This window comes from Prosthecobacter fusiformis (genome assembly GCF_004364345.1).
GTDB classification, from domain to species: Bacteria; Verrucomicrobiota; Verrucomicrobiia; order Verrucomicrobiales; family Verrucomicrobiaceae; genus Prosthecobacter; species Prosthecobacter fusiformis.
On sequence record NZ_SOCA01000008.1, the window covers coordinates 107710 to 132224 of the forward strand.

Genomic DNA, 24515 nt, shown 5'->3' on the forward strand with positions numbered 1-24515 from the left:
TTTTTGATCCACATAAGCCGCCTCCAACGTTTCCCACCGACGTGAATCCCTCAACCCCCAAATCCACCATGCTTCCCAACTGGCTCATCTTCGCCCTGCTCACTGTGCTCTCCTGGGGCGTTTATGGAATCATTCTTCACAAAGGCCGTGGCCTCATGCCGGATGGCACCCTGCCTGGGCCAGAGACCGGCAATGCCAGCCTGAAAGCCTTTTTGTTCGTCGGCATCGCCTATTTCGTCGTCGCCGTGCTCGGCCCGGTGCTCGTGCTCTGGCAGCGCGGCACGAACTGGAGCTTCACCGGCAGCGGCATGACCTGGAGCTTCATCGCCGGCGTCGCCGGTGCCCTCGGTGCCTTCACGCTCGTTCTCGCCCTCGGTGCCGCCGCCGCCATCTATAAAGGTGCCGCCCCGGCCGCCGTCATGCCCATCGTCTTTGCCGGTGCGCCTGTCGTGAATACCGTCGTGGCCATGCTCCTGCATCCGCCTGCCGGTGGGGTGAAATCCCTGCCCTGGCAGTTCGTCGTCGGCATCCTGCTGGCCGCTTGTGGAGCCTTCATGGTGGCCAAATTTGCCCCTACCAACCGCCCGGCTGCCAAGGCCCCAGGCGTCGCCGCCAAGCACTGATGCTGCAAGCAGCCACCCACGTCATCCGCACCCTGCGGGACCATGGCCACCAGGCCCTCCTGGCGGGCGGCTGTGTGCGTGACTTCCTGTTAGGCAAGGATCCCAAGGACTACGATGTAGCCACCAGCGCCACGCCGCAGCAGGTCATCGCCCTCTTTCCCGGCGCACTCACCGTCGGTGCCCATTTCGGCGTCGTCATCGTCAAGCGGGACGGCCACCAGATCGAGGTCGCCACCTTCCGCACCGATGGCAGTTATAAGGATGGCCGCAGGCCGGAAAGCGTCACCTTTGCCACCGCGGAGGAGGATGCCCAGCGCCGGGATTTCACCATCAACGGCCTCTTCCGCGATCCTGTGGAAGATCGCATCATTGATTATGTAGATGGTCAAAAGGACCTGGATGCCCGGCTACTGCGTGCCATTGGAGATCCCTCACGCCGCTTTGCCGAAGACCGCCTGCGCCTGCTCCGGGCCATCCGTTTTGCCACCGTGCTGGATTTTGAAATCGAGCCCGCCACCTGGCAGGCCGTCTGTGATCACGCCCAGGCCATCACCACCGTCAGTGCCGAGCGCATCCGCGATGAACTGGTGAAAATCTTCCTGCATCCCAACCGCCTGCGCGGCTTTGACCTCCTGGTGGACAGCGGCCTCATGCAGGGTGTCCTGCCGGAGATCCTCGTCCTCAAAGGCGTGGAGCAGCCCCCGCAGTGGCACCCAGAGGGGGATGTCTTCATCCACACCCGCCTCATGCTCAGCCTCCTGCCGGAGCAGGTTTCCCTGCCGCTGGTCCTCAGCGTGCTCCTGCATGACATCGCCAAGCCCGCAACCTTCACCGTGGATGAGGGCACTGGCCGCATTCGCTTCAATGGCCATGACAAACTGGGCGCGGAAATGACAGGCGACATCCTGCGCAGGCTGAAATTTCCCAATGACGTCATCGAGCCTACCCAGGTGGCCGTGGAGCACCACATGGCTTTCAAGGACGTCAAAAAAATGCGCAACAGCACCCTCAAGCGCATGATGGCCCGGCCTACTTGGGAGGATGAGATGGCGCTGCACCGTGTGGACTGCCTCGGGTCTAACGGATTGTTGGACAATTACGAGTTCATGAAGGAAAAGGCGGAGGAGTTCTCGCAAGCACCTCTCATTCCTCAGACACTCATCAACGGCCGCGATCTCATCGACCTCGGCTGGCAGCCCGGCAAGGTCATGGGGGCCGCCCTCATCGCCGTCCAAAACGCCCAGCTCGAAGGCCTCGTCACCACCCGCGAGGAAGCCCTGGCCTGGATCCAGGCGAATTGCAGCCCGTGATCCTTCCCTAACATTCCACCACGCATCCTTTCCTTTTTATGGCCGAAGTCCCCTCCACCCGCATCCTTCCCCTTGGCAGCATCGCCCCCGAGTTCGAACTCCCCGATGCCACCGGTCAGACCTTCACCCTGGATGATGTGCGCGGCCCACGTGGCCTGCTGGTGATGTTTGTCTGCAATCACTGCCCCTTCGTCATCCACCTCGCTTCAGCCCTCAGCGCCTTTGCCAAAGAGCTGGATACCCAGGGCATCGGCGTCGTCGCCATCAATTCCAACGACATCGAAAAATACCCCGCCGATGCTCCGGACAAGATGCTCGCCTTTTCCGCCCAATACGACTGGCAGCTCCCCTACCTCTACGATTCTGACCAAAGCGTGGCCCACGCCTACGTCGCCGCCTGCACCCCGGATTTTTACCTCTTCGATGGCGAGCTGAAGCTGGCCTACTGCGGCCAGTTCGACAGCTCCCGTCCCAAGAATACCACCCCCATCACCGGGGATGACCTCCGTGAAGCCGTGCGCGCCATGCTGGCAGGTGAAGCCCCCCTTTCCACCCAGCGCCCCAGCACCGGCTGCAACATCAAGTGGAAGCCCGGCAACGAGCCGGATCATTTCAAATAAGACTAGACCGCTCCCTCGCCCCAGGGATTGGGGAGAGGGGCTCATCGAACTCTGATGTGATGTGGATAGGGTTTCCGCCTCATTGCCCCCCAACGCATCACCTCCTACTTCTTCACCTCCGTCACCTCAATCGGCGTGGATTCGATCTTCGATTCCACCCCGCGCAGATGCAGGTCGAAGAACTGCTTCAGCCGCTGGTCCAGCACCTCACTGCGAAAGCCGTGACCGCCCCCGGTCATCTCTTGCAGGATGGAAGGCACACCCGCCTGGGTCAGCGCCGCATGAATCTCCTGCCCCTGGGCAAAAGGCACCACAGGATCCTTCGTCCCATGCGCAGTGAAAAAGGGTGCGTCACCCGCGCTGGCATGCGTCACCGGGGATGCCTCTTTGGCCACAGCTTCACGCTCCGGCACCGGCCCACCCAGCAGCAGCGCCTCCGGGTAGTCGCCACCCTGGGTACGGTTGATCGTGCTTTTCTGCTGGATCATCGTCAGGAAGTTTTCCGGCCCGTAGTAGTTCGCCACGCAGGTCACCTTGCTGTCCTGGTCCAGGTGCTGGCCCAGGCTGCCTTCCAGCTCCTTCACATCCCCGCTTGTGCCCAGCATGGACACTAGGTGCCCGCCAGCGGAGGTCCCCCAGACGCCGATCTTCGTCGCATCCAGCCCATACTCTGCCGCGTGCGCCTTGATCCACCGGATCGCCGCCTTGCAGTCATGGATCTGCGTGGGCCACTGGGACTCCCCCGTCAGCCGGTATCCCACAGACACCCCTGCGTATACACCAGTGGTCACAAAGCGGCCTAGCCCGCCGATGCCCCCGCTCTTGTCCCCATTGCGCCAGCCACCCCCATGAATGTAAACGATGACCGGCAGCGGCTTTTCTCCCTTCCGCTCCTTCGGCAGATACAGGTCCAGCTTCTGCCGTGGATTGTCCGTGCCCGCATAAGCCAGGTCCAGCTTTGCCTCCACACCCGCAGGCAAAGGTCTTTTTCCTGCTGCCGGACGCTCCGGTTTCCCGCGCCCTGCTGCGATGGCCTGATGCTCCTCCTTGGAGATGAATCCATCCTTGTCCGCATCCACCCGGTCAAAGTTACCCCGCATCCGCTCCGGCAGCTCTTCTTTTCCCAGCTTGCCATCCTGGTTCGCATCCATCTGGGTAAAGATTCGCGCCAGCCGCTCCGCCGGAGCCACTTGTTGGGCCGAGGCATTCAGCGCGAGAGAAAATAGACACGGGAATAGCAATGCAGACTTCATGGTCCCGCATAAACTCACCCCCCGGCGAAAAGTTTCACCTTATTCCGCAGGCTCCATGGAGGCCTTCATCGACCCCACGCTTTCCTTCATGCGCGGGTCCGCCCCGTATTCGTGGATTTGCTCCACCCGCAGCTCCGCCAGTTCCTTGTGGCAAGTCACCACGATCACCCGGTCACTCTCATCCACCTCGCAGGCGATCCGGTAACCCTTCTTCTCATCATAGCCAAAGATGGCCATCATCATCTCGATCACATACGCATACGTGTGCGTGTCATCATTGTGCAGGATCACGTGATACGGCGGCTCCAGGTCCGGCAGCATCTGCGGCTGGGCAGGGGCTGTACGCGGCCGCTCCGGCATCACAGGGGCTGCCGCGCGAAAACAACGGATCTGAAGAGTTTCTTCCACATCCTTACCATGCACCAGATGCACCGTTTCTCAACCCCCACCACAACAAAGCCCGTGCCCCACACAGGGACACGGGCCTTGGTCAAATGCTGGCGGATCAGTTCTTGTTCACCATGAACAGCATCGTATCACCGGCACGATAGACCTTCAGCAGGATGGTTTTCTCGTTCGTCTTCGCCATTTCGCGGGCCTCACCCACCGCACGGACCGGGTTCTTGTTCACATTCATGATCACATCCCCCTCCTCCATGCCCATGGCCGCTGCCTTGCTTTCCGTATCCAGTTTCGTCACGATCACGCCCGTGATTTCCTGGGGCACGTCATAGCGCTCCCGGGTCGCCGGGGTCAGGTTCTGCACCGTCACCCCAGGCAGGATTTCAGCCATGTTCTGGCCAGTCACCCCACCGCGTCCAAATCCATTGCTACTCTCCTCCGTCTGCGCCACCGGGCCGGAGCCTGGCAGCTCACCCAGCTTGGCCTTGATCGGCATGCTCTGCCCATCACGCAGCACCGTCATCGTCACTTCCGTGCCCGGCTTGCGGGCACTCACGATGAGGCGCAGCTTCGCACTGCCGTCCACACGCAGACCGTCCAGCGCCGTCACCACATCACCCACTTCCACTCCGGCTTCTTTCGCAGGGGAGTTGTCCGTCACCCGGCGCACCAGCGCACCGCCCTGGTCCTGCAGGCCAAACATTTCTGCCTTCTCACGGTCCAGATCTTCCAGCTCGATGCCCAGGAATCCACGACGCACAGAACCGTTGTCGATCAGGTCCTCCACGATGCGCATCGCCATGTTCACCGGAATGGCAAAGCCGATGCCCGCATTCATGCCGGAGCGTGAAAGGATGGCCGTATTGATGCCCACCACACGCCCCAGTGCATCCACCAGCGGTCCACCGGAATTCCCCGGATTGATAGACGCATCCGTCTGGATGAAGTCCTCATACCCCGCCGTGCGGCCACGGCGCACGATGTTCATGCCGCTGCGGCCCAGCGCACTCACGATGCCCTGCGTCACAGATCGGTTCAGCTCCATCGGCGCACCCGCCGCCAGCACGATGTCTCCCACGCGCAGCTTGTCACTGTCACCCAGCGTTGCCTGCGGCAGGCCTGTCGCATCAATCTTGATCAACGCCACATCCGTCAGCGGATCCGTGCCGATCACCTTCGCCACATACGTGCGGGTCACACCATTGATCTCCACCACCGCTTCGATCTTGTCCGCCTCACCCACCACGTGGTTGTTCGTCATGATATAGCCATCTGTCGAAACGATGAAACCCGATCCCACACCGTTAGGCTTCAGGGGGGCCTCTGGCTCTGGCGCATTGCGGCGGCCATTGCCACCTCCGCGCTGTCCACCGCGTGGCTGGTCATCCTCAGTATCAGGAATGCCATCCTCACCGAAGAACCGGTAAAAGAAAGGGCGCAACTGCGGCGGGATGTCTTCAATCTCCGGCGTCTCCTCCCCTTTCCCACCATAGGCAAAGATGGTCACCACGCTCGGCAGGATCTTTTCCACCACCGTTGCATAGCTCATTTGCAGTTGGCCACCATCCGGCAGGGGCGTGGCATCCGTCAGCAGCCGGGAATGAAACTCGCCCGCGGCTAGCTTCGGCGGAGATTTGATGTCCGCAAAGCCAGGGCTGACGGATAGCGTCAGCAGCCCCGCTGCGGTCAGGATATGGGTCAGTCGTGTGGTTGTTTTCATGTTGGAATAAGGATTCAAAATGCGTAACTGCGCAGAACCTATGACGGAAACGTTGAGCGATTGTTGAAAACTATTGTACACACAAAAACGCTCCTCTGCGACGTTTAGCCGCCCCTCCTCCCAGGAAAGATCGACCCGCGATTCCCTCACTTTACCGCTTCAGCCCGCGCCTTGTCCATCACAGACTTCAGCGTCACCTCCGCACCGCCCTGGCGTTTGCTCTCATCCGCCGCCTCCATAAACGCATAAATCTCCAGCGTTTCCTGCGCGCTCACCGGAGCCACCCCCGTGCGAAAGAAATGCACGATGGAAACCAGCAGCGGATCATACCCGGCGGAGGACCCCACCGCCGCCTCCCCCTTTTCGCCCACCGCCTTGCCGCCATAGCCCTTGCCCTCGGTGAAAGTGCCCGTGCGCCCGCCCTCCCATGTGCCCACCACCTTGATTTTACCATCCTCTGTTAGGCCACGCTTCACCGAAACACAGCCCTTGCCCATCACCGTAAACAGACTCTCCACCCCATGGATGCCATACCAGAAAAGATCCGGGTGCGTCACCTCCAGGGATGCCGGGCTAAAAGTCTCCGCCTGCATCACCCGCCCGATGCTGCCCCCGCGCACCTCCTGGGTATCCTTGCCGAAACGCAGTGACGACGATGAAAACACCGGCACCCCCGCCTTCTCCGCCTCATCAAAGATCTTGATCGCATCCACCAGCGTCCCCGCGATGGGCTTGTCAATATACACCGGCTTCCCCGCCTTCAGGCACGGCAGCAGTTGCTCCAGATGCGGACGCCCGTCATTCGTCTCCAGGAACACCACATCCACCTTCTCCAGCAGCGCCTCAATGCTCGTCACGATCTCCACCCCCATCGCCTTCACCTTCTCCGTGTATTCAGGCACCCGCTTCGTGCTGCTCTCGATGTCTTTCGATCCTTGTGGGTAGGCCGCCACCATTCTCACCCCCATCACCTCCGGCTTCTGCGGATCCGCATTCAGCGTTTTAGAAAAAGCCAGCACATGGGACGTATCCAGGCCGATGATCCCGGCACGGATGTTTTGAGCTGAAACCGGCGAAACCGCCAGCAGGCCGGCCACAAGAAAAAAGAAGGAGCGCATCATGGAGCCTCACAATACGCCCACCCCGCCCCCGCCTTTCCGACTCATGACATCCGCATAGACATCCGTCACAATCCGCAGGGTGCGCCACACGTAGCTGCGCCCACCAGGGCGTGGAGGTCAATGTAGCTGCGCCCGCCAGGGCGTGGGGCTCAATGTAGCTGCGCCCGCCAGGGCGTGGAGGTTTGGGAAGTATCGAAGCCAGGAGAACCCCCACCCACTCGCTGGCGCGAGAAGCCACACGTAGCTGCGCCCACCAGGGCGTGGGGTTTGAGAGGTATCGAAACCACGAGAACCCCCGCCCACTCGCTGGAGCCACAGGTGGCTGTCGAAACGACGAGCGGGGGTTTTGCCGAGCTAAAGCTCTGGAGTACTTTGCCTGCCTCACGCCCCCTTACTCTGCGCTCTTCTTCAGCCCATCTTCGATGCGCTTCCTTACATCCGGTGATGTCGGCTGCAAATCGCGCGCCTTTTCAAACTGCTCACGCGCCTTCGCCTTGTTGTTCATCTTCAGATACACCTGGCCGATGTGCTCGATGATCTCCGCATCATCCGGTTGCAGACCGGGCAGCAGGGTCACGGCACGCTGCAGTTCCTTCAGCGCATTCGGGTAGTCGCCTTTTTTGAAGTGCCACCAGCCCAGGCTGTCCACAAAGGCCGCATTGTCCGGCTGCAGCTCATTGGCCTTGTTGATCAGCTCCCCTGCCTTGTCCAGGTGCCGCTCCAGTTCCAGCCACATGTAGCCCAGGTAGTTCATCGTATTGGCCGCAGCCTCCACATCATCCTTCGGCGTCAGCGTGATGGACTTTTCAAAAATACGCCCCGCATCCTCCGGGCGGCCGCCGCGCTCCAGAGTCACCGCGTATTGGAAATAAAACCGGTGGTTGATCAGCTCCCCCTGGCCCGTTTCAGCCAGCTTATCCGCCTTTTCAAAAGCCTGGATGGCCTTGTCCCAGTGTTGCAGAGACCGCTCTGCCAGCGCCGCCTGCACATAAAACATCGCCTGCTCAGGAAAGAGCAGGATGGACCGATGGCTGAGCTGCACCAGTTTTTCATAAAGCTGGGCCCGCAGCAGCAGCTCGCCCAGGTATAAATAATCGTCCCCCTCCCCGCCGCCGATCTGGATGGCCGCCTCCAGGTGCTTCACCGCATTGGCGAAGTCCTCCCGGGATTCATACACACTGGCCAGCATTCGCTGCTGCTCCACATCCCGCGGGTCCGCCTCCACCACAGCCACCAGTTGCTCCAGCGCCTTATCCTTCTCACCAAAGGCATCCAGAAGACGGTACAACAGCTTCCTCGCGTGCAGGTTGCCACTTTGGGCCACCATCTTGGCGCACAGATCCCGCGCCTCCTCCAGTTGATTGGTCAGCAGGTAATACTGCGCCACCTCCAGTTGCACCGGCTCGTTTTTCACCCCGGGTGCATGCTTCAGCGCCTTGGCATAAAAAGCATTCACCCGCTTCACGTGCTCATCCCGCATCTCCGCCTGGGCCAGCGGCCACACCTGCTGCGCAGCACGCCCCAGCGTCAGCCAGAAATCCGGCACCGCCACTTCCAGGCGCAGCGCCTTGTCCATCACGGCCATCGCCGCATCCCGGTCTCCCTGCGTCAGGTAGGTCACAGCGGCAAAGCCATACACCTCCGCCTTTTTGGGGAATTTCTTCAGCGCTGTATCCAGCGTCTGCCGTGCACGGTCATTTTCAAACGGATCATCCGGCGCATACGTGGCACAAAAACGTGCCAGATTTAGATACGGCGCCGGGTCCTCCGGGCTCGCTTTCACCGTCTTCAGCAGGATCTCGATCGCCAGCTCACGCCCACGAAAGCTGTAGGCCAGCTCCGCCGTGTGCATGGCCAGGTCAGGATTGGCAGGATCCGCCTCCAGAGCCGCCAGATAATGATCCAGCGCCTCGCGGAGTTTTCCGGAGTTTTCAAACTGGAGCGCACTGGTGTAATGCGCCAGCGCCGCAGCCACAGCTTCCCCATCACGCTGCAAATGCAGGGCGCTGGGGCTTGTGAGGGCGGGCAGAGACAAATCTGCCTGCTCAGGGGGCTGGCTCCCCGCTCCAAAGAGCGGGGCGACCAGTCCGAGCAGGCAGAGTCGAAGTCGGCGGCAGCTTCCAGACATGGCACCTCCGTGAGCGAATCGAACTTTTCTCTTCGCGGAGCGGAGGCACATCATGTGACCTAGTTAGCGCTTAGGACTTATAGCGCAAACGCTTCTTGTGACGGTTCGCGCGCATGCGCTTCTTGCGCTTGTGCTTGTTGATCTTCGTCTTTCTGCGCTTTTTCAGCGATCCCATGTCTGTGTTCTCCTGTGTTCTTGCGTCATCCTAGGGGATGACTTTGTTTAGCGGATATTCCACGATGCCCTCGGCACCGAGAGCTTTGAGCCGCGGGATAATCTCCCGGACGACGGATTCCGCAATGACCGTCTCAACGGCAACCCAGTCCGCATTGGCGAGCTGGGAAATGGTGGGTGAGCGCTCAGAAGGCAGGCTGGCGACAACCTCCTCTAGAGCGGACGATGGCACGTTCATCTTCAGGCCGACCTTGTCACGAGCCTCAAGAGCGCCCCGCAGCAGCAGGACCAGTGTTTCCATCTTCTGGCGCTTCCAGGCATCCTGGAAGGCCCCTTTGCTGGACACAAGCTGAGGAAAGCTTTCCATCAGCGTGTCCACGATGCGAAGTTTGTTGGCGCGCAGGGAACTGCCGGTCTCCGTGATGTCCACGATGGCATCCACGAGCTCAGGCACCTTCACTTCCGTGGCACCCCAGCTAAATTCGACCTCGGCTTTCACCCCGTTTTTTTCCAGGTAGGCCTCCGTCAGGCCCACGGCCTCGGTGGCGATGCGCTTGCCCTGCAAATCTTTCACGGACTTGATCGGGGAATCCTCCGGCACCACCAGCACCCAGCGGGTGGCATTGGAGGTGGCCCGGCTGTAATTGAACTCCGCCAGGACCTCGACGTCCGCCTTGTTTTCGGCGATCCAGTCCTTGCCCGTGATGCCGCAGTCCAAAAAGCCATGGTCCACATAACGCCCGATTTCCTGGGCGCGAAGGAGGCGCAGCTCCAGGTCCGGATCATTCACCGTGGGCCGATAAGACCGGGAAGAAACCACCACATGAAAGCCCGCACGCTTTAAGAGTTCAAGCGTCGGCTCCTGAAGACTGCCGTTCGGCAGACCCAGTCGGAGGATGTTCTTCGGTGATTCCATTTGGTCGGGGAAAAGGGCGCGCAAAGTAGCGGGGTTTGGCAGGGTGCAAAGGATTATTTAACCGGGATGCCGCGATTCACCGCCAGACAGCCCTAAAAACCGCCCTCCATCCCCGCAGTTTAGCGGCTTCGCCACCCACCCCCCGAAAAAAAGCAGCCGCATTTTTTCTTCAATTCCTACTAGACAAGGATGAATAAGAGATCAATATCCTACACGTTCAGTATGATTACTGTGAGGTTACAAGGCCAGCAGTTGAACCAAGCCCGCCGCGTCCTGCGGAGGTGCCTGCTCATCTCTCACCCCCCGCCTTACCCCGCATCATGTCTGCTGCTCCCAAGCGCCTATCCGCGTATTCAAGCCAGGTCCTTAGCCTGCTTGCCCTTCCATTCATCGGCACAGCTCCCCTCCTTTCCCAGACCCTTTACTGGGATACTAACGGCAGCACCCCTGGAGCCGACGGCCCCTCACCTTCCGGCCTTTGGAATACGACGGCCACCACCTTCAGCACGGAAAGCACAGGCACAACGGCCCCCGTCTCTTGGGCCAACAGTGGGGCCGCCACCGCGATCTTTGCCGCAGGCAGTGATGCCACCGGCCCCTACACTGTCACCCTGGGTGCCGGGATTCCTTTGAACCTGGCCGGTCTCACCGTCCAGAGCGGCCAGCTCACCCTGGCCTCACAAACCGCGGACGACACGCTGAATTTTGGCACCCTGCCCGCCACCATCAGCATTGCCGGTGGTGCCTCCCTCCTCCTTCAGGCCGCCAGCACCGGCACAGGCGGCCTCGTCAAAACCGGCACCGGCATTCTGGAGCTTGATGCCGCATCTGCCCCTGGCGGCAATTACACCGTCAACGCTGGTGAACTGCGCATCGCCAGCGGCACCACCATCTCCGCAGGAACACTGAGCCTGGGCGGTAGCGCAGGAAACACCAGCACCCTCACCCTCGCCGCCGGTTCCACCCTCAATCTGGATGGCAACATCTCCTTCCTGAATGCCAACACCCCGCTGGCAGCCACCATCCAGGGTCCAGGCAGCATCAACCTGAACGGCTCCCGCACCATCACCGTCCAGAACATCGGTTCACTCACAGACCTCACCATCGCCGCCGTGTTAGCCGATGGCAGTGAATCCTCCGGCATCACCAAAAACGGCCCCGGCACCCTGGTCCTTCAGGGTGCCAACACCTACTCCGGAGCCACCCTGCTGAATATCGGCAGTTTGATCATTCAGGGAAATTCCGGCAGCATCGCCAGCAGCAGCGAACTCAACATCGCCGCCGCCCTCACCGCCACCATCGGCAGCCTGGCGGATACAGCCAGCGTCAACCGCCTGGGCGATACCGCCGACATCACCCTGAACAGCAGCGCCGCAGGCGGCTCCACGCTCATTTACAACGGCCCAGACCTGGCCGTGGCAGGCATCCATCAGGAAACCGCCGGCACCCTCACCTGGGCAGGCAATCACCGCAACTCCCTCACCCTGCAACCTGGGGATGGAGACCAGGTCGAACTCCGTTTTTCATCCCTCATCCGCACCGAAAACCCCACAGGCTATGTCCGTGGCAACCAGCTTGGCTCAGCCGCAGGAACCGCCAATTCCTCCCGCCTCTTTTTTGACACCGCCCCCACCCTCACGGGCGGCATCGTCCCATGGCTCATCGTACACGGCCTGGAGGAAAATGCCATCCCCGCCTTCGCCACCTACGATGCCACCACAGGCCTCAAAGCACAGACTGGCACCGTCGCCCCCGGCAGCGCCACTACAGGATCAAACGTCCTCAAATCAGCCGCTGGGACCGTCAGCATCAACACCAGCGTCAATGTCAATTCATGGACCAACAGCGCCACTGGCAATACCAACCTGGGAGCCAACGTCACCCTCGGCATCCAAAGCGGTGCCCTGCTCTTCACCAGCAACGGCAACATTAATTCAGGCACGCTGGACCTGGGCAGCGCCCATCCAGGTTTCTTTCACCTCGTCAGCACAGGGAACGTCACGGCTGCCATCAGCAGCACCATCACCGGCACCCAGGGCCTCACCCTCAGCGGCTCAGGCACCGGCACCAGAACACTTACCCTCAGCGGTAACAATACCTTCACCGGAGGCGTCAATGTTTATACAGGCATCCTCAACATCACCAACGCCGGAGCCCTAAATGCCAACGGAACGAACTCACTCACAGTTCAAATGGGCGGCAGCGTACGCCTCAACGGAAACTCCATCACCGTCAGCGGACTGGAAGGAAACGGAAACATCAACAGCTTCACCGGCAGCACCACCGCCATCCTGCGGGTGAACGGCGGCGGGCAGTTCGACGGCACTTTGACCAACGGCACCAATGGCACCCTGGGCCTAACCAAATCTGGCACCACGGCTCTCGTTCTGGCGGGTGCCAATACCTACACCGGCCCGACAGTCGTGCAAAACGGTGTCCTCCACATCAATGCCACCGGCGGCAACGCAGGCACAAACGGCAGCCTCATCGGAACCAGCAGCATTCACGTCCAGCAGGGGGCCGTCCTCCGCATCAACAACGGCAATGCCAACAACAACAATACCAACCGGCTGGATGACACCGCCCCCATCACCCTTTCCGGCGGCACTCTAAACTTTACCATCAACGGCAACAACATCGCTTACTCAGAGACCGTCGGCGTCATCACACTGACCGCCGGAGCCAGCCAGATCTCCTCCGGCCAGGCAGGTGATGCAGGCGGCACCTCCACTCTCACCATCTCCGGCCTCGCCACACGCCCCGTCGGTGCCACCCTAAACTTCAGCGGCACCGGCCTGGGCACCAACCTCCGCAACCGGGTGGAAATCGGCGGCCTCACCCCCGGTTTCCTCGGCGGCTGGGCCACTGTGGGTAACGACTTCGCCAAATACGTCGCCGACCTGGACTCCAACACCGTCGGCAACCAGGGCAGCGTCACCGCCCTGACCGCCGCAGAATACACCACCACTCATGCCAATGATGCCACCACCCCCTGGAGTGCCACCATTCATGCCAAACCCGCCGCTGATCAGGCCGCTGCCCAGGGCATCAACACCTCACGGGAAGTCCTCTCCCTCGTCCTCGCCAATGGCATCGACCTCACCCAGGGCGGCGGCACCCTCGCCATCATCAGCGGCGGCCTCATCAAACTGGGCGGCACGGTGAATACCACGGCCGCAGGAAACCGCAGCCAGATCAATGGTGGCACCCTCACTGCTGGAAACTCCTCCTCCGCAGCGGAACTTTTTGTTCGCGTTACAGGTGCCAATCTAAACATCGGCTCCGTCATCGCCAACAACGCCCAAGGCGGCAGCGTCACTTTCGTCAAATCCGGCGCAGGCACGGTCAATCTCAGTGCCGCCAATACCTTCACCGGCGGCGTCTTCCTCAATGAAGGCAGCCTGCGTGCCAACAACACCACTGGCTCCGCCACTGGCACAGGCAGCATCGTCACCGCGCTCGGCACCACCTTCGGCGGCAGCGGCCTCATCACCCCCGCAGCCAATGCCAGCATCACCGTCAATGGCAGCCTCTCCATCGGCAATCTCAATGACACCGCTGCGGCAGACTTGGGCATCGCCATCTCAGGCACCGGCACCCTCGCCTTGAACAGCATCGTCCAGTTTGATCTCTTCACCAATGCAGGCACCGGCACACTCAATCCCCTCACCGCCGCAGACCTTCTCGACATCGACGCCCCTTCCTGGGCCAATATCAGCCTCGGCAGCGCCTCCACCCTCCAGGTCGCCACTTCCCTCACCTCCACCTCATTCGTCGCGGGGGATTCCTGGAAACTCTTCGACTGGGCCGGCATCGCCGATGGCACCCCTCTCGTCCAGGGCAGCAACGGCTTCGCCCTCCTGGACCTCCCTACCCTGGCCAATGGCCTCTACTGGGACACGTCAGAGCTTTTCACCACGGGATACCTCATCGTCGCCATCCCGGAGCCAGGACGCGCCTCCCTGATCCTCGCCGGGATCGCTCTCGGCTTTCTCCGCCGCCGTCGTTAATCCTCTTCGCCAAAAAAAAACTTCCGCTTTCGTGAAGTCGGTTTCCCCGCCCTTGCCACCTCCTGCCGGATAACCGATATTTGGGCATCGGAGAATTTCCGCCCGCCACCACTCCACCCTTTTCCCCGCCTGGGGAAAAAATCCCCATTCAATCCCCATCGCAAGTTACTGAGCCTCAAGCCATTACCCGGAATCTTCCCCAAATGGGGAAAAAGTGTGCGAGCTTCCCCATTTCCCCATTCCCCTACAGAAATGATTCGCCCTGAACACTTTGTGCCTTATGCTGACTAACCCTAATGCACACGGATTATGACATCCAATACGCCCTGGAAAACACCCAGGTTCTTCATGAACCTGACCGGCGCATTGACACCTTTGGTTCCACCCAGTTTGAATTTCAGCTCGTCTCCGAGCTGATGGACAGCGTGAACACCACGCGCATCCGCACGGGCAAACTCACGGCGGAAAAACCCCTCATCCTACGCCCCGACCCGGCTGCGGTTGCCGATTTTGACTTCGATGGTTTCGGCCCCCAGGGAGATGCCTTCGGCACTTTCCTCAAGGAAAACCTGCACCGTCTTGCCATCCTCAAATATGGCTTCAAATTCAAAATGGATGACATGACCGAGGACCTCATCCACGAGCCGATGGAAGCCGTCTGCGGCAAGCTCCTGGAAGAAATCCGCTACACGGGCAATCCAATGCGCGCCATCATCGCCGGCGTGGATGACACCTGGGAGATCTGCCTCCTCAAATTCACCGTGGAAATGATCGAAAAGTCCCAAAAGATCAACCTCTTCGACTTTAAGCGGCGCGGCCTCCTCGGCTGATTCCCGCTGTCCCCTCGCCATGGCCAAGGCCCAGCTCAAGCTTCTCCTCTTTCTCATCGTACTTGGGATCACCCTCGGCTGCATGGCTGCAGCCTTTTACATCTACGACAAAATCCTCAGCCCGGACCGCCGAGTGCAGGAGGAGATAGCCGGCATTAAAAAGGGTGACATGCCGCGCATGGACCCAGGGGCGAAGCGTTTCGATGCCGCCATTGACCTCATCAAAGAAGGCCGCATCGAAGAAGGCCGCGACGGCCTCTTCAAGCTCATCAACCAGTTTCCAGACTCCCCGACCTGCGTCGAAGCCAAGCGCATCGTGGGCGAGATCAACATGGACCAGCTTTTTGCCGCCGAATCCAAGGCCGGAAAGAAGGACTACATCGTCCAGCCTGGGGATTCACTGGCACTCATTGCAGGCAAGCAAGGCACCACTATCGACCTGCTCATCCGTCTCAATGGCCTCATGAGCACCATGCTCCAGCCGGGGGATCACCTCACCATCCTGCCCCTGGATTTCAGCCTGCGGGTCAGTGCCCGCTCCAAGACCGTCTCCCTGTGGCGCAAGGCGGGGGAAAAAGAATACTTCTTCAAAGAATACCAGGCCCTGGATGTCCGCTTGCCTCCCTCCGTCCGTGCTCCCACGGATATGGAAATCAAAGGCAAATCCGCCGTTATCGACGGCAAGGTCATCCTTTCGACCGACCCTCTCTATGCCGAGGCAGACAAATGGCTGCCGGGCAGTCGCGGCAGCGTCATCCTCCGCACGCCCCCCTCCTCGAAACCTGCCGCTGCCCCTGCACCTGAGGCATCACCCAAGGCAGGCCAGCCTGCCGCAGCCATCCCCGGTCTTGACGAGGCCCCCACGACCGGTGTCTTTCTCGCCCGTGAAGACCTGGAAGAAATGTTTGCCCTCGTCCGCAACGGCTCCAAGCTCTATTTTGTCACTCGTTAACTGCTCCCCTTTCCCATGAAACACGTCCTGGAATTCGAAAAACCTGTCGTCAAACTCCGCGAAGAGATTGAAGAGGCCAAGAAAAAGCTCGCCTCCAAACCGAGCGACAAACTCGCTGCCCAAATCGTGGACATGGAGAAAAAAGCAGAAACCCTGCTGCGTGACATCCACACCAACCTCAACCCCTGGCAGCGAGTACAGATCTCACGCCATATCAACCGCCCCTTCATGCTGGACTACGTGAAGCATTGCTGCGACGATTTCACCGAACTCCATGGCGACCGCCACATCGGGGATGACCACGCCATGCCAGCCGGCTTCGCCACCTGGGGCGGCAAAAAGGTCGTCGTCATCGGTCATCAAAAAGGCCGCGACACCAAGGAAAACCTCCTGCGCAACTTCGGCAGCGCCCATCCTGAAGGCTACCGCAAAGCCCTCCGCCTCATGCGCATGGCGGAAAAATTCAGCCTTCCCATCGTCACCCTCATTGATACACCCGGAGCCTTCCCAGGCATCGGTGCTGAAGAGCGCAACATCGCTGAAGCCATCGCCTTCAACCTTCGTGAAATGATGCTCCTGCGCACCCCCATCGTCGCCGTCGTTATCGGTGAAGGTGGCTCCGGCGGTGCCCTCGGCATCGGCATCGCCGACCGCGTCCTCATGATGGAAAACGCTTATTACAGTGTCATCAGCCCCGAAGGCTGCGCCGCCATCCTCTGGAAACACCGCGAGCACGCCCCCGAAGCCGCCTCTGCCCTCAAGCTCAGCGCCCAGGACCTTTCCAAGCTCGGCATCATCGACGGCATCGTCCCCGAGCCAGCCGGTGGAGCCCACAACGATCACTTCGTCGCCGCCGAGGCCCTCAAAGGTGCCGTCTTGAACGCCATCAACGATCTCGAGAAGCTCCCCACCGCCGAACTCCTCGAAGGCCGCTACCAGAAGTTCCGCGCCCTCGGCAAGTTCACCGAGAACTGAGATTGATAACTGCTAAGTTTCAAGAAGCCCCGAGGTACGCTTGTACTCCGGGGCTTTCTTTTCCCCCCTTCGTAAAGGACTCTTGAGGTAGCCAAGCGGTGGTATTCCTTGCCAAAATCCAGGTTTAGAACTATACATCACTGGATGAGCCAGACTGTGCAACTCACTGTGCCGATGCCAGCCAACCTGGCCAGGCTGCGCTTTCCAAAAGCGTTGGATGACAGGTTGCATTACCTTCTCGATCTGCAAAGCAGTCAAGGCAAACTGACTCCCACAGAACGCAAAGAAGCTGAGGGGTTGGAAAGAATGGCGAGCATGCTCACAATTCTGAAGCTCGGTGCTCAGGTGAAGTCTTTGAAATAGCAAACAATGGCCAATCTACGCCGACAAGTAACGGCAAGGGCTAAGAACCGATGCGAGTATTGCGGCTTGTCGCAATCAGGGCAGGCCGCGACCTTTCACCTGGATCACATTACTCCATTGCAGCTGGTGGTGCAACCACACTGGACAACCTCGCTTTGGCTTGTGTCCACTGTTCGCTCAGAAAAGGAGCAAAAGTGTTCGTCAAGGATCCTAAAACGAGCCGCAAAGTCCGCCTGTTCCATCCAAGAGATCAGCAGTGGAACCATCATTTCCGATGGTCCGGCAACAAGCTTTCAGGCATTACTTCCGTTGGCCGGGCTACGATCTCCACCATGGATCTAAACAGCACTGAACATCAAATCATTCGGTCCTTCGAGAGCATCCTCAAAAGGCATCCTCCGCCAGGACATGTCTAACCCCTGATTCAAGAAGACCAGTTCAAGATATCCTTTCAGACATCTCAAACCGGCCAAAGGGGACTTGATGGAGATTAATAAAACCTAACTCTTGTTAGGCAGGTCCACGAGCATCTGGGCGTTGCTTGGGTAACGCTCCATGAGCTGGAGGACGCGCTGAATGGCATCGATGGGTTTGTGACCGGCGAGGCCGCGGCGGAGCATGTGGATCTTATCGAGCTGGAAGGGCTGCAGGAGCAGCTCTTCACGGCGGGTGCCGGACTTGAAGATGTTCACGGCGGGGTAGTAGAACTGCTCGGCGATCTTGCGATCCAGGACAAGTTCCATGTTACCGGTGCCTTTGAATTCCTGGAAGATCATGTCATCCATGCGGCTGCCGGTTTCCACCAGGGCCGTGGCCAGGACGGTGAGGCTGCCTGCCTGACGGGTGTTACGCGCGGCGGCGAACAGACGGCGGGGAATCTCCATGGCTCCCACGCCCATACCACCGCTCATCGTCGCACCGCCTGACTTGGCGTTGTTGAAGGCGCGGGCCAGACGGGTGATGGAATCCATGAGCATGAAGACATGCTCACCGCATTCCACCAGGCGCTTGGCACGCTCCACAGCAAAGGCGGCGATGCGGGTGTGGCTCTTGATGTCCTGGTCGTTGGAGCTGGCGTAGATTTCCGCCTTCGGCAGGATGCGCTTGAATTCGGTGACTTCTTCCGGGCGCTCATCCACCAGCAGGATCATGAGGTGCATGTTCGGGTGGTTGGCGACGACGGCTTCAGCGATGTGCTGGAGGAGGGTCGTCTTACCTGCACGCGGCGGGGCCACGATGAGTCCGCGCTGGCCGCGGCCCACGGGGGTGAACATGTCGATCACGCGGGTAGTCACGCGATCCTTCACTGTCTCAAGCTGGATCTTCTTGTTCGGATTGATGGCCTTCAGTTCTTCGAACAAAGGCAGGTCGCGCATGGCTTCTGGAGCACGTCCATTGACCTCACTGACACTGGTGACTTGCAGACCGCGCTGCCCCTTTTGGGCCACGCCGACGATCTGCATGCCTTCACGAAGGGTGTACTGGCGGATGAAGTCGGCAGAGATGAAGGCATCATTGGGATGCTGGATGTACATGCGGTCCCGCTGGCGCAGGAAGCCGTATCCTTTGGGCGTCATTTCCAGGATGCCATCGGCCACTTCAGGCGGACCCATGGGGATCTCGGCGCGTGCACGCTCCTCATCACCGCCACCGGCCTGGGCATCGTTATGATGCTGATGACGCGGATGCCGCTGGCCACGGCCCTGGCCCTGGCCTTCACTATCCCTGTTGTTAGAGTATCCTTCACCTTCACGGTTGGGCTGACGCTCATTATCGCCCCGTTGGTTAGGCTGGCGATCACCCTCCCTATTGTTAGGCTGGCCACCACCACCCTGCTGGCGGGCGATTTTTTCCTGGCGGAAACGTTCACGGCGTTCCTTCCAGCGTTCAAACTTGGACTTGCGGCGCTCCTGAGGACCTTCCCCTGCAGGTGCTGGGGCTGAATATCCGGGCTGGGGAGCTGCGGCGGGTGCATGCACTGCAGGCTCCGCCATGGCGGGGGTGGAAACAGGCGCTGGAGCCGCAGCCTGGGCTGGAGGAGGCACAATGGCGGCCTCTTCAACGATGGGCGGTGCAGCCACCACAGCAGGGGCAGGAGGAGCAGCCGGTGCAGGTGTGGTGACGGGGGCTACCTCATTCACCACTGGCTTTGCAGATTCTGCCACGCTGGCATCTGCCTGCATCTGAGCCAGCATTTCAGCCGCTTTTTTCAAGACGGCTGATTTACGGACCGGCTTGGCTTTTTTAGCAACAGCCGTTTCTGGAGGCAGAGCTTCCTCAACGATCGGCGCGGGGGGGGGTGCGGCCTGCACAATGACCTCCGCAACCGGGGCGGGAGACTCTTTGACTGCGGCCGTTTTTTTGGCAGCGGTTTTCTTCGCAGCGACCTTGGTGGCCGCCACTTTCTTGGTCACTGCTTTTTTAGCCACCGCTTTCTTGGCGGTAGCCTTTTTGGCAGTCTTGGTGGAGGTCTCGGACAGGTCGAGCAGGAGTTCTTCGCTCATGGTTTTTTTCAAAATAGGTTAGGAAAGTTCATCGGCGATCTCGTCGGCGATTTCGAAGTTCGCGTGCACGGCCTGGGTGTCGTCGTAATCGTCCAGGACGTCGTAGAGCTTGATGATGGCACGGCCCACCTCCACATCGGTGATGGTCACCATGGTGCTAGGCTGGTAGATGAGGTTTTGTGACTTCGTGGTCACGCCTTTCTCACGCAGCGTGCTGGCCACATGGAAGGTCTGTTCAAAGGTGGTGTAAAGGATCCAGTCATCACCGGCATCCTGCACATCATCAGCTCCGGCTTCGAGAGCCAGCTCGGTGATAGCGTCTTCGGTGCGGTTGCCTTTTTCGATGCGGATTTCACCCATGCGGTTAAACATGTAGGCCACGCTGCCAGCATCGGCGAAGCTGCCCTGGTTCTTGTCAAACATCACACGCAGGTCATTGGCGGCGCGGTTGCGGTTGTCCGTGACGATTTCCACCATCAGGGCCACACCGCCGGGGCCGTAGCCTTCATAAGTGATCTCTTCAATGGCCGCGCCGCCCAGTTCACCAGCGCCTTTTTTGATGGCGCGGTCAATGTTGTCATTGGGCACGTTGGCAGCACGGGCCGCCAGGATGGCGGAGCGCAGGCGTGCGTTCAGATCTGGATTGGAGCCGCCGTTCTTGGCGGCGATGGTGAGCTCCTTGGAAAGCTTGCTAAAGACCTTGCCACGCTTCACGTCCACCACGGCCTTGATGTGCTTGACCTTGGACCACTTGTTATGTCCTGCCATGTTGCGATGTCTGGGGTTGGGGGAGAATAGAAGGGTGCTCCGGCGCTTCGCGGGCGGCGGATCCCGTTCGGGATGAATGGTATGGAATTGGGGAAAGAGCGGCCTTGCCGCGGTGTCTGCTCTGAAAACAAGCCGGGGCTTGTCGCAGGAAAGGATTTCGTGAGCCTTGGCCTTTTGAAATCACAGCTCCAATCGCCGGAGCAGTCACCAGTGTTCACCTGGTTGAGAGAACCAGGAACAGGCGGAGTGTGCGGGATACCCTGCATGGATGCAAGGTGTTTTTTTCTTCGATGCCGGATGGAAGAGGCGTGTTATCATCCTTCATGCCTGATCCAACCCAGCCTTCATGCCTTCGTGAACACCATGGTTTTGTCCGCGTCGCTGCTGTCTCCCCTGAATTAAAACTGGGAGATGTCGCCGCGAATGTGGCCATCATCCGCAGTGAGATGCAGCGTCTGGCTGGTGAAGGATGCCGCCTCATCGTCTTTCCTGAGCTATGTCTCACAGGCTATTCCTGTGCAGATCTTTTTTATCAGCGCAGCCTACAGCAGCAGGCTCTGAACGGTGTGAAACAACTGGCGGAGGCGAATGCGGAGCTGGGCTGTTGCATCGTCGTCGGCCTGCCTCTGGCCATTCAGGGCAGGCTTTATAACGTGGCTGCCATCATCGGCGATGGGGAGATCCTTGGTTATGTGCCCAAGACTTTCCTGCCTAATTCAGGGGAATTTTATGAGCGCCGCTGGTTCTCCCCGGCGCAGACACTGACGGATACCCATACCGATGGCGATGGCACACCGGTGGGCACGGACTTGCTTTTTGAGGCGACGGATCTGCCGGGCTTCGTCCTGGGCATCGAGATCTGTGAAGACCTGTGGACCGTGATCCCACCCTCCAGCCATGCGGCCTTGGCCGGTGCGACGCTGCTGGCGAATCCATCCGCCAGCAATGAGGTGCTGGGCAAATTCAACTACCGCCGCCAGCTCATCACCCAGCAGAGCGCCCGCTGCTTGGCCTCGTATATTTATGCCAGCGCCGGTGCGGGGGAATCCAGCACAGATACGGTTTACTCAGGCCATAGCCTCATTGCTGAAAATGGAGTACTGATGGGCGAGACGGAACGCTTTTCTTTTGAAACCCGCGCCGTCATTGCAGATGTGGATCTGCAAAGGCTGGAGCATGAGCGGATGCGCAGCACGGTGTTTCGCGATGCAGCGGCCACGCAGTCTTATTCACGCATCACGTTTAATCTCGGTGAGCAGGAGACCGTGGCCAACAAGGCTTTGCAAAGGACGGTCTCTCCCCTGCCCTTTGTGCCACCAGCCGGTGCAGACCGCCAGGCGGTGTGCGAAGAGATCTTTGCCATCCAGGCCACCGCGCTCGCCCGCAGGCTGCGGCAGACGCATAGCAAGACGGCGGTGCTGGGCCTTTCCGGTGGGCTGGATTCCACCCTGGCGCTGCTGGTGATGATCGAAGCACTAAAGCGTGCTGGCATGCCACGCGATGCGGCACTGACCATCACCATGCCCGGTTTTGGCACCACCAGCCGGACAAAAGGTAATGCTGAAAAACTGGCGGAAGCACTGCACATCCCGCTGCGTACCATTCCCATCGGTGCCGCCGTGGAGCAGCATTTTAAAGACATCTCCCACCCGCCAGGGCTGCATGATGTAACGTATGAAAACTCCCAGGCACGCGAACGCACACAGGTGCTCATGGATGTGGCCAACCAGACGAATGGCATCGTCGTGGGCACGGGCGACTTGTCAGAATCTGCCCTGGGCTGGTGCACCTTCAATGGCGACCACATGTCCATGTATCATGTGAATGCGGGCGTGCCGAAGACCCTGGTGAAATACCTCATCGAATGGTGCGCCACGGAGCTGTATGCGGAGGAGGCCGGTGCTATCCTGCATGACATCATTGATACACCCATTTCACCCGAACTGCTGCCCCTGGCGGCGGACGGCAGCATGGAGCAGAAAACGGAGGATACCGTGGGGCCGTATGAGCTGCATGATTTCTTCCTTTTCCACTTCGTCCGTCATGGCTGCGGGAAGGATAAGATCCTCTTCCTGGCTGAGCAGGCTCTGGGTGAAAAGTATGGCCGTGAGGTGATCGAGAAATGGCTGACCGTATTCCTGCGTCGCTTTGTGCAGAGCCAGTTTAAACGGTCCTCCATGCCCGATGGCCCGAAGGTGGGATCAGTCGCCCTTTCTCCACGTGGTGACTGGCGGATGCCGAGCGATTACAGCGGCAGTGCTTTTTGATCAGCGGTTCCGCCGTCGCAAAGGCGGCATGACTGGGACCGTATGATTCGTGATGATGAAATCCTTTCCCTTACTTTTGCCAGCACTGCTGCTGAGTTGCGTGCCTTTGCTCCATGCGACAGACGGGGCGGTGGACATCGGCTCCCGGCTGGAGCTTTTTGTGGACCGGCTCTTGATTGAAAAGATGACGGGGACTTCCCTGAAACTTCATGAGCCGGTGAAAGCTCCCAGGGCGAAGTCGCCCCTGCCAGTGAATCACATGGTCACCGTCATCAAAGATGGGGAACTCTTTCGCGCCTGGTATCGCAACAGTGATCCCGCCTTTAAAGGCCCCTTTCACAGCGGCCATGCCGGAGAGACCGTGGCCTATGCTGAAAGCAAAGACGGGCACGAATGGACCTTCCCCAAACTGGGCCTGCATGAAATCGCCGGGACGCGGGAGAACAACATCATCCTGGCGAAGATGCCGCCTTTTTTGACGAACTTCATGCCCTTCCTGGATACCCGGCCCGGAGTGGCAGCCGGTGAGCGGTATAAGGCGCTGGCAGGCTATCCGGGAGGCGGGGATAAACGCGGCACGACAGAGCCTGGGCGTGGCCTTTTCGCCTTTGTTTCTCCCGATGGCATCACCTGGACTAAAAAAGCGGAGGCCATCCCGTATAACCCGAAGTGGCGACACGCGTTTGATTCCCCCAACGTCTCCTTTTGGTCCGAGGCGGAGAAACAATACGTCTGTTACTTTCGCACCTGGACCGACCCGGAGCGGCTGCGCAGCATCAGCCGGGCGACTTCGCCAGACTTTATCACCTGGACGGAATCCGTGGAGATGAGGCCTAACCAGCCGGATGAGCATCTCTATACGAGCATGACGCATCCCTACTTCCGTGCACCGCACATCTACATCGCCCTGCCGACGAGATATGTGCCCGGCGTGGGTGAGGCAAAGGACAGTGAGACGACGGCGAATACCACAGACATCCTTTTTATGACCAGCCGCGCAGGCTCGGTGCAATACGACCGTACTTTTAAGGAGGCCTATATCCGCCCAGGTCTAAATCCCGCCCAGTGGATCAACCGGGCGAATTATGTGGCCTGCAATGTCCTCCCCACAGGGCCGCAGGAAATGTCCATCTACCACCGCAGCGGGGACCGGTATGTGCTGCGCACGGATGGCTTAGCCTCCATCCACGCCGGAGCCGAAGAGGGGGAATTCCTGACCCGCCTGCTGATCTTTTCTGGCAAAGAACTGGTCTTAAACAGCAGCGGCAGCGCGGTGGGGCGCATCCAGGTGGAAATTCAGAAGGCCGATGGAGAGCCCTTCCCTGGATTCGCGCTGAAGGATTGCACCCCGGTCGTGGGGGATAAGATCGAGGCGGTGGTCCAGTGGAAGAGCCGGGCGGATGTAAGCTCCCTGGCTGGACAGCCGGTGCGGCTGCGTTTCCGCATGAAAGAAACAGACCTCTATTCCCTGCAATTCCGCCCCTGAAGCCATCGTTAGGTAAAAATCGGGCCACCCCAGGTTATTGAATTTCCGGTTGCCCTATGGAGGGCAGCGGCTTACTTGCGCGCCCGTTTCACA

General features: G+C 59.8%; 19 protein-coding genes. 10 read left to right on the plus strand and 9 right to left on the minus strand.

Annotated features, from left to right (window positions below; all coding sequences use genetic code 11):
• Positions 1–68: 68 nt before the first annotated feature.
• The 3 genes from EI77_RS17725 to EI77_RS17735 are packed head-to-tail and all read left to right on the plus strand — an operon-like array spanning position 69 to position 2553.
• Entirely contained in the window at positions 69–623 is a 555-nt protein-coding gene (locus EI77_RS17725; protein WP_133796634.1) for a hypothetical protein, read from the plus strand.
• Positions 623–1933 carry a CCA tRNA nucleotidyltransferase gene (locus EI77_RS17730; protein WP_133796635.1) on the plus strand — a complete coding sequence of 437 codons (1311 nt, stop codon included), beginning with the start codon at positions 623–625 and terminating at the stop codon, positions 1931–1933. The genes EI77_RS17725 and EI77_RS17730 overlap by 1 nt, the downstream gene beginning before the upstream one ends.
• A 38-nt stretch (positions 1934–1971) precedes the next feature.
• Positions 1972–2553: a thioredoxin family protein gene (locus tag EI77_RS17735; RefSeq protein WP_133796636.1), complete on the plus strand. Its 582-nt coding sequence runs from the start codon at positions 1972–1974 to the stop codon at positions 2551–2553.
• Positions 2554–2657: 104 nt separating this feature from the next.
• On the opposite strand, the gene EI77_RS17740 is transcribed toward EI77_RS17735, so the two are convergent.
• The 7 genes from EI77_RS17740 to hisG form a co-directional block, all read right to left on the minus strand.
• Entirely contained in the window at positions 2658–3806 is a 1149-nt protein-coding gene (locus tag EI77_RS17740; RefSeq protein ID WP_133796637.1) for an alpha/beta hydrolase fold domain-containing protein, read from the minus strand.
• A 39-nt stretch (positions 3807–3845) separates the two neighbouring features.
• Entirely contained in the window at positions 3846–4214 is a 369-nt protein-coding gene (locus EI77_RS17745; protein WP_208300400.1) for an ATP-dependent Clp protease adaptor ClpS, read from the minus strand.
• A 97-nt stretch (positions 4215–4311) separates the two neighbouring features.
• Positions 4312–5928, minus strand: coding sequence for a Do family serine endopeptidase (locus EI77_RS17750; protein WP_133796638.1), 1617 nt, complete (start codon positions 5926–5928; stop codon positions 4312–4314).
• A gap of 146 nt (positions 5929–6074) precedes the next feature.
• Positions 6075–7049: a Gfo/Idh/MocA family protein gene (locus EI77_RS17755; RefSeq protein WP_133796639.1), complete on the minus strand. Its 975-nt coding sequence runs from the start codon at positions 7047–7049 to the stop codon at positions 6075–6077.
• A 391-nt stretch (positions 7050–7440) separates the two neighbouring features.
• A complete protein-coding gene (locus EI77_RS17760) occupies positions 7441–9177 on the minus strand; it encodes a tetratricopeptide repeat protein (RefSeq protein ID WP_166647340.1) in 1737 nt (578 codons plus the stop codon).
• A 70-nt stretch (positions 9178–9247) separates the two neighbouring features.
• Positions 9248–9352 (minus strand): AURKAIP1/COX24 domain-containing protein, encoded by a 105-nt coding sequence (locus tag EI77_RS24120; RefSeq protein ID WP_133796641.1) that lies wholly within the window; start codon positions 9350–9352, stop codon positions 9248–9250.
• A gap of 30 nt (positions 9353–9382) precedes the next feature.
• Positions 9383–10267: an ATP phosphoribosyltransferase gene (gene hisG / locus EI77_RS17770; RefSeq protein WP_133796642.1), complete on the minus strand. Its 885-nt coding sequence runs from the start codon at positions 10265–10267 to the stop codon at positions 9383–9385.
• A 320-nt stretch (positions 10268–10587) separates the two neighbouring features.
• Here hisG and EI77_RS17775 point away from each other — a divergent pair, with 320 nt between their 5' ends.
• The 5 genes from EI77_RS17775 (at position 10588) to EI77_RS17795 (ending at position 17397) form a co-directional block, all read left to right on the plus strand.
• Entirely contained in the window at positions 10588–14277 is a 3690-nt protein-coding gene (locus tag EI77_RS17775) for a beta strand repeat-containing protein (RefSeq protein WP_133796643.1), read from the plus strand.
• A 296-nt stretch (positions 14278–14573) separates the two neighbouring features.
• Complete coding sequence (locus EI77_RS17780) at positions 14574–15107, plus strand: hypothetical protein (RefSeq protein WP_133796644.1); 534 nt, start codon at positions 14574–14576, stop codon at positions 15105–15107.
• A gap of 19 nt (positions 15108–15126) precedes the next feature.
• Positions 15127–16059 carry a LysM peptidoglycan-binding domain-containing protein gene (locus EI77_RS17785; RefSeq protein WP_133796645.1) on the plus strand — a complete coding sequence of 311 codons (933 nt, stop codon included), beginning with the start codon at positions 15127–15129 and terminating at the stop codon, positions 16057–16059.
• A 15-nt stretch (positions 16060–16074) separates the two neighbouring features.
• The gene (locus EI77_RS17790; protein ID WP_133796646.1) at positions 16075–17034 is read left to right on the plus strand and encodes an acetyl-CoA carboxylase carboxyltransferase subunit alpha; all 960 of its coding nucleotides are present in this window, start codon (positions 16075–16077) and stop codon (positions 17032–17034) included.
• 144 nt (positions 17035–17178) lie between these two features.
• Positions 17179–17397, plus strand: coding sequence for a hypothetical protein (locus EI77_RS17795; RefSeq protein WP_208300401.1), 219 nt, complete (start codon positions 17179–17181; stop codon positions 17395–17397).
• A 500-nt stretch (positions 17398–17897) separates the two neighbouring features.
• Here the strand turns inward: EI77_RS17795 and rho are convergent, their stop codons facing one another.
• Both rho and EI77_RS17810 read right to left on the minus strand, forming a co-directional pair.
• Positions 17898–19901: a transcription termination factor Rho gene (gene rho, locus EI77_RS23850; protein ID WP_133796647.1), complete on the minus strand. Its 2004-nt coding sequence runs from the start codon at positions 19899–19901 to the stop codon at positions 17898–17900.
• A gap of 18 nt (positions 19902–19919) precedes the next feature.
• Entirely contained in the window at positions 19920–20669 is a 750-nt protein-coding gene (locus EI77_RS17810) for a YebC/PmpR family DNA-binding transcriptional regulator (protein WP_133796648.1), read from the minus strand.
• A gap of 323 nt (positions 20670–20992) precedes the next feature.
• On the opposite strand from EI77_RS17810, the gene EI77_RS17815 reads away from it, so the two are divergent.
• Complete coding sequence (locus EI77_RS17815; protein ID WP_133796649.1) at positions 20993–22936, plus strand: NAD(+) synthase; 1944 nt, start codon at positions 20993–20995, stop codon at positions 22934–22936.
• Positions 22937–22988: 52 nt separating this feature from the next.
• Positions 22989–24422, plus strand: coding sequence for a glycoside hydrolase family protein (locus EI77_RS17820; protein WP_133796650.1), 1434 nt, complete (start codon positions 22989–22991; stop codon positions 24420–24422).
• Positions 24423–24515: the final 93 nt, after the last annotated feature.

What these genes read in the sequence shown, in the direction of transcription:
- EI77_RS17785 (WP_133796645.1), top strand. Translation starts at nt 15,127, where the DNA reads ATGGCCAAGGCCCAGCTCAAGCTTCTCCTCTTTCTCATCGTACTTGGG.
- EI77_RS17760 (WP_166647340.1), bottom strand. Translation starts at nt 9,177, where the DNA reads ATGTCTGGAAGCTGCCGCCGACTTCGACTCTGCCTGCTCGGACTGGTC.
- EI77_RS17780 (WP_133796644.1), top strand. Translation starts at nt 14,574, where the DNA reads ATGCACACGGATTATGACATCCAATACGCCCTGGAAAACACCCAGGTT.
- EI77_RS17775 (WP_133796643.1), top strand. Translation starts at nt 10,588, where the DNA reads ATGTCTGCTGCTCCCAAGCGCCTATCCGCGTATTCAAGCCAGGTCCTT.
- EI77_RS17820 (WP_133796650.1), top strand. Translation starts at nt 22,989, where the DNA reads ATGATGAAATCCTTTCCCTTACTTTTGCCAGCACTGCTGCTGAGTTGC.
- hisG (WP_133796642.1), bottom strand. Translation starts at nt 10,267, where the DNA reads ATGGAATCACCGAAGAACATCCTCCGACTGGGTCTGCCGAACGGCAGT.
- EI77_RS17740 (WP_133796637.1), bottom strand. Translation starts at nt 3,806, where the DNA reads ATGAAGTCTGCATTGCTATTCCCGTGTCTATTTTCTCTCGCGCTGAAT.
- EI77_RS24120 (WP_133796641.1), bottom strand. Translation starts at nt 9,352, where the DNA reads ATGGGATCGCTGAAAAAGCGCAGAAAGACGAAGATCAACAAGCACAAG.
- EI77_RS17750 (WP_133796638.1), bottom strand. Translation starts at nt 5,928, where the DNA reads ATGAAAACAACCACACGACTGACCCATATCCTGACCGCAGCGGGGCTG.
- EI77_RS17795 (WP_208300401.1), top strand. Translation starts at nt 17,179, where the DNA reads ATGAGCCAGACTGTGCAACTCACTGTGCCGATGCCAGCCAACCTGGCC.
- EI77_RS17725 (WP_133796634.1), top strand. Translation starts at nt 69, where the DNA reads ATGCTTCCCAACTGGCTCATCTTCGCCCTGCTCACTGTGCTCTCCTGG.
- EI77_RS17790 (WP_133796646.1), top strand. Translation starts at nt 16,075, where the DNA reads ATGAAACACGTCCTGGAATTCGAAAAACCTGTCGTCAAACTCCGCGAA.
- EI77_RS17815 (WP_133796649.1), top strand. Translation starts at nt 20,993, where the DNA reads ATGCCTGATCCAACCCAGCCTTCATGCCTTCGTGAACACCATGGTTTT.
- EI77_RS17810 (WP_133796648.1), bottom strand. Translation starts at nt 20,669, where the DNA reads ATGGCAGGACATAACAAGTGGTCCAAGGTCAAGCACATCAAGGCCGTG.
- EI77_RS17735 (WP_133796636.1), top strand. Translation starts at nt 1,972, where the DNA reads ATGGCCGAAGTCCCCTCCACCCGCATCCTTCCCCTTGGCAGCATCGCC.
- rho (WP_133796647.1), bottom strand. Translation starts at nt 19,901, where the DNA reads ATGAGCGAAGAACTCCTGCTCGACCTGTCCGAGACCTCCACCAAGACT.
- EI77_RS17730 (WP_133796635.1), top strand. Translation starts at nt 623, where the DNA reads ATGCTGCAAGCAGCCACCCACGTCATCCGCACCCTGCGGGACCATGGC.
- EI77_RS17755 (WP_133796639.1), bottom strand. Translation starts at nt 7,049, where the DNA reads ATGATGCGCTCCTTCTTTTTTCTTGTGGCCGGCCTGCTGGCGGTTTCG.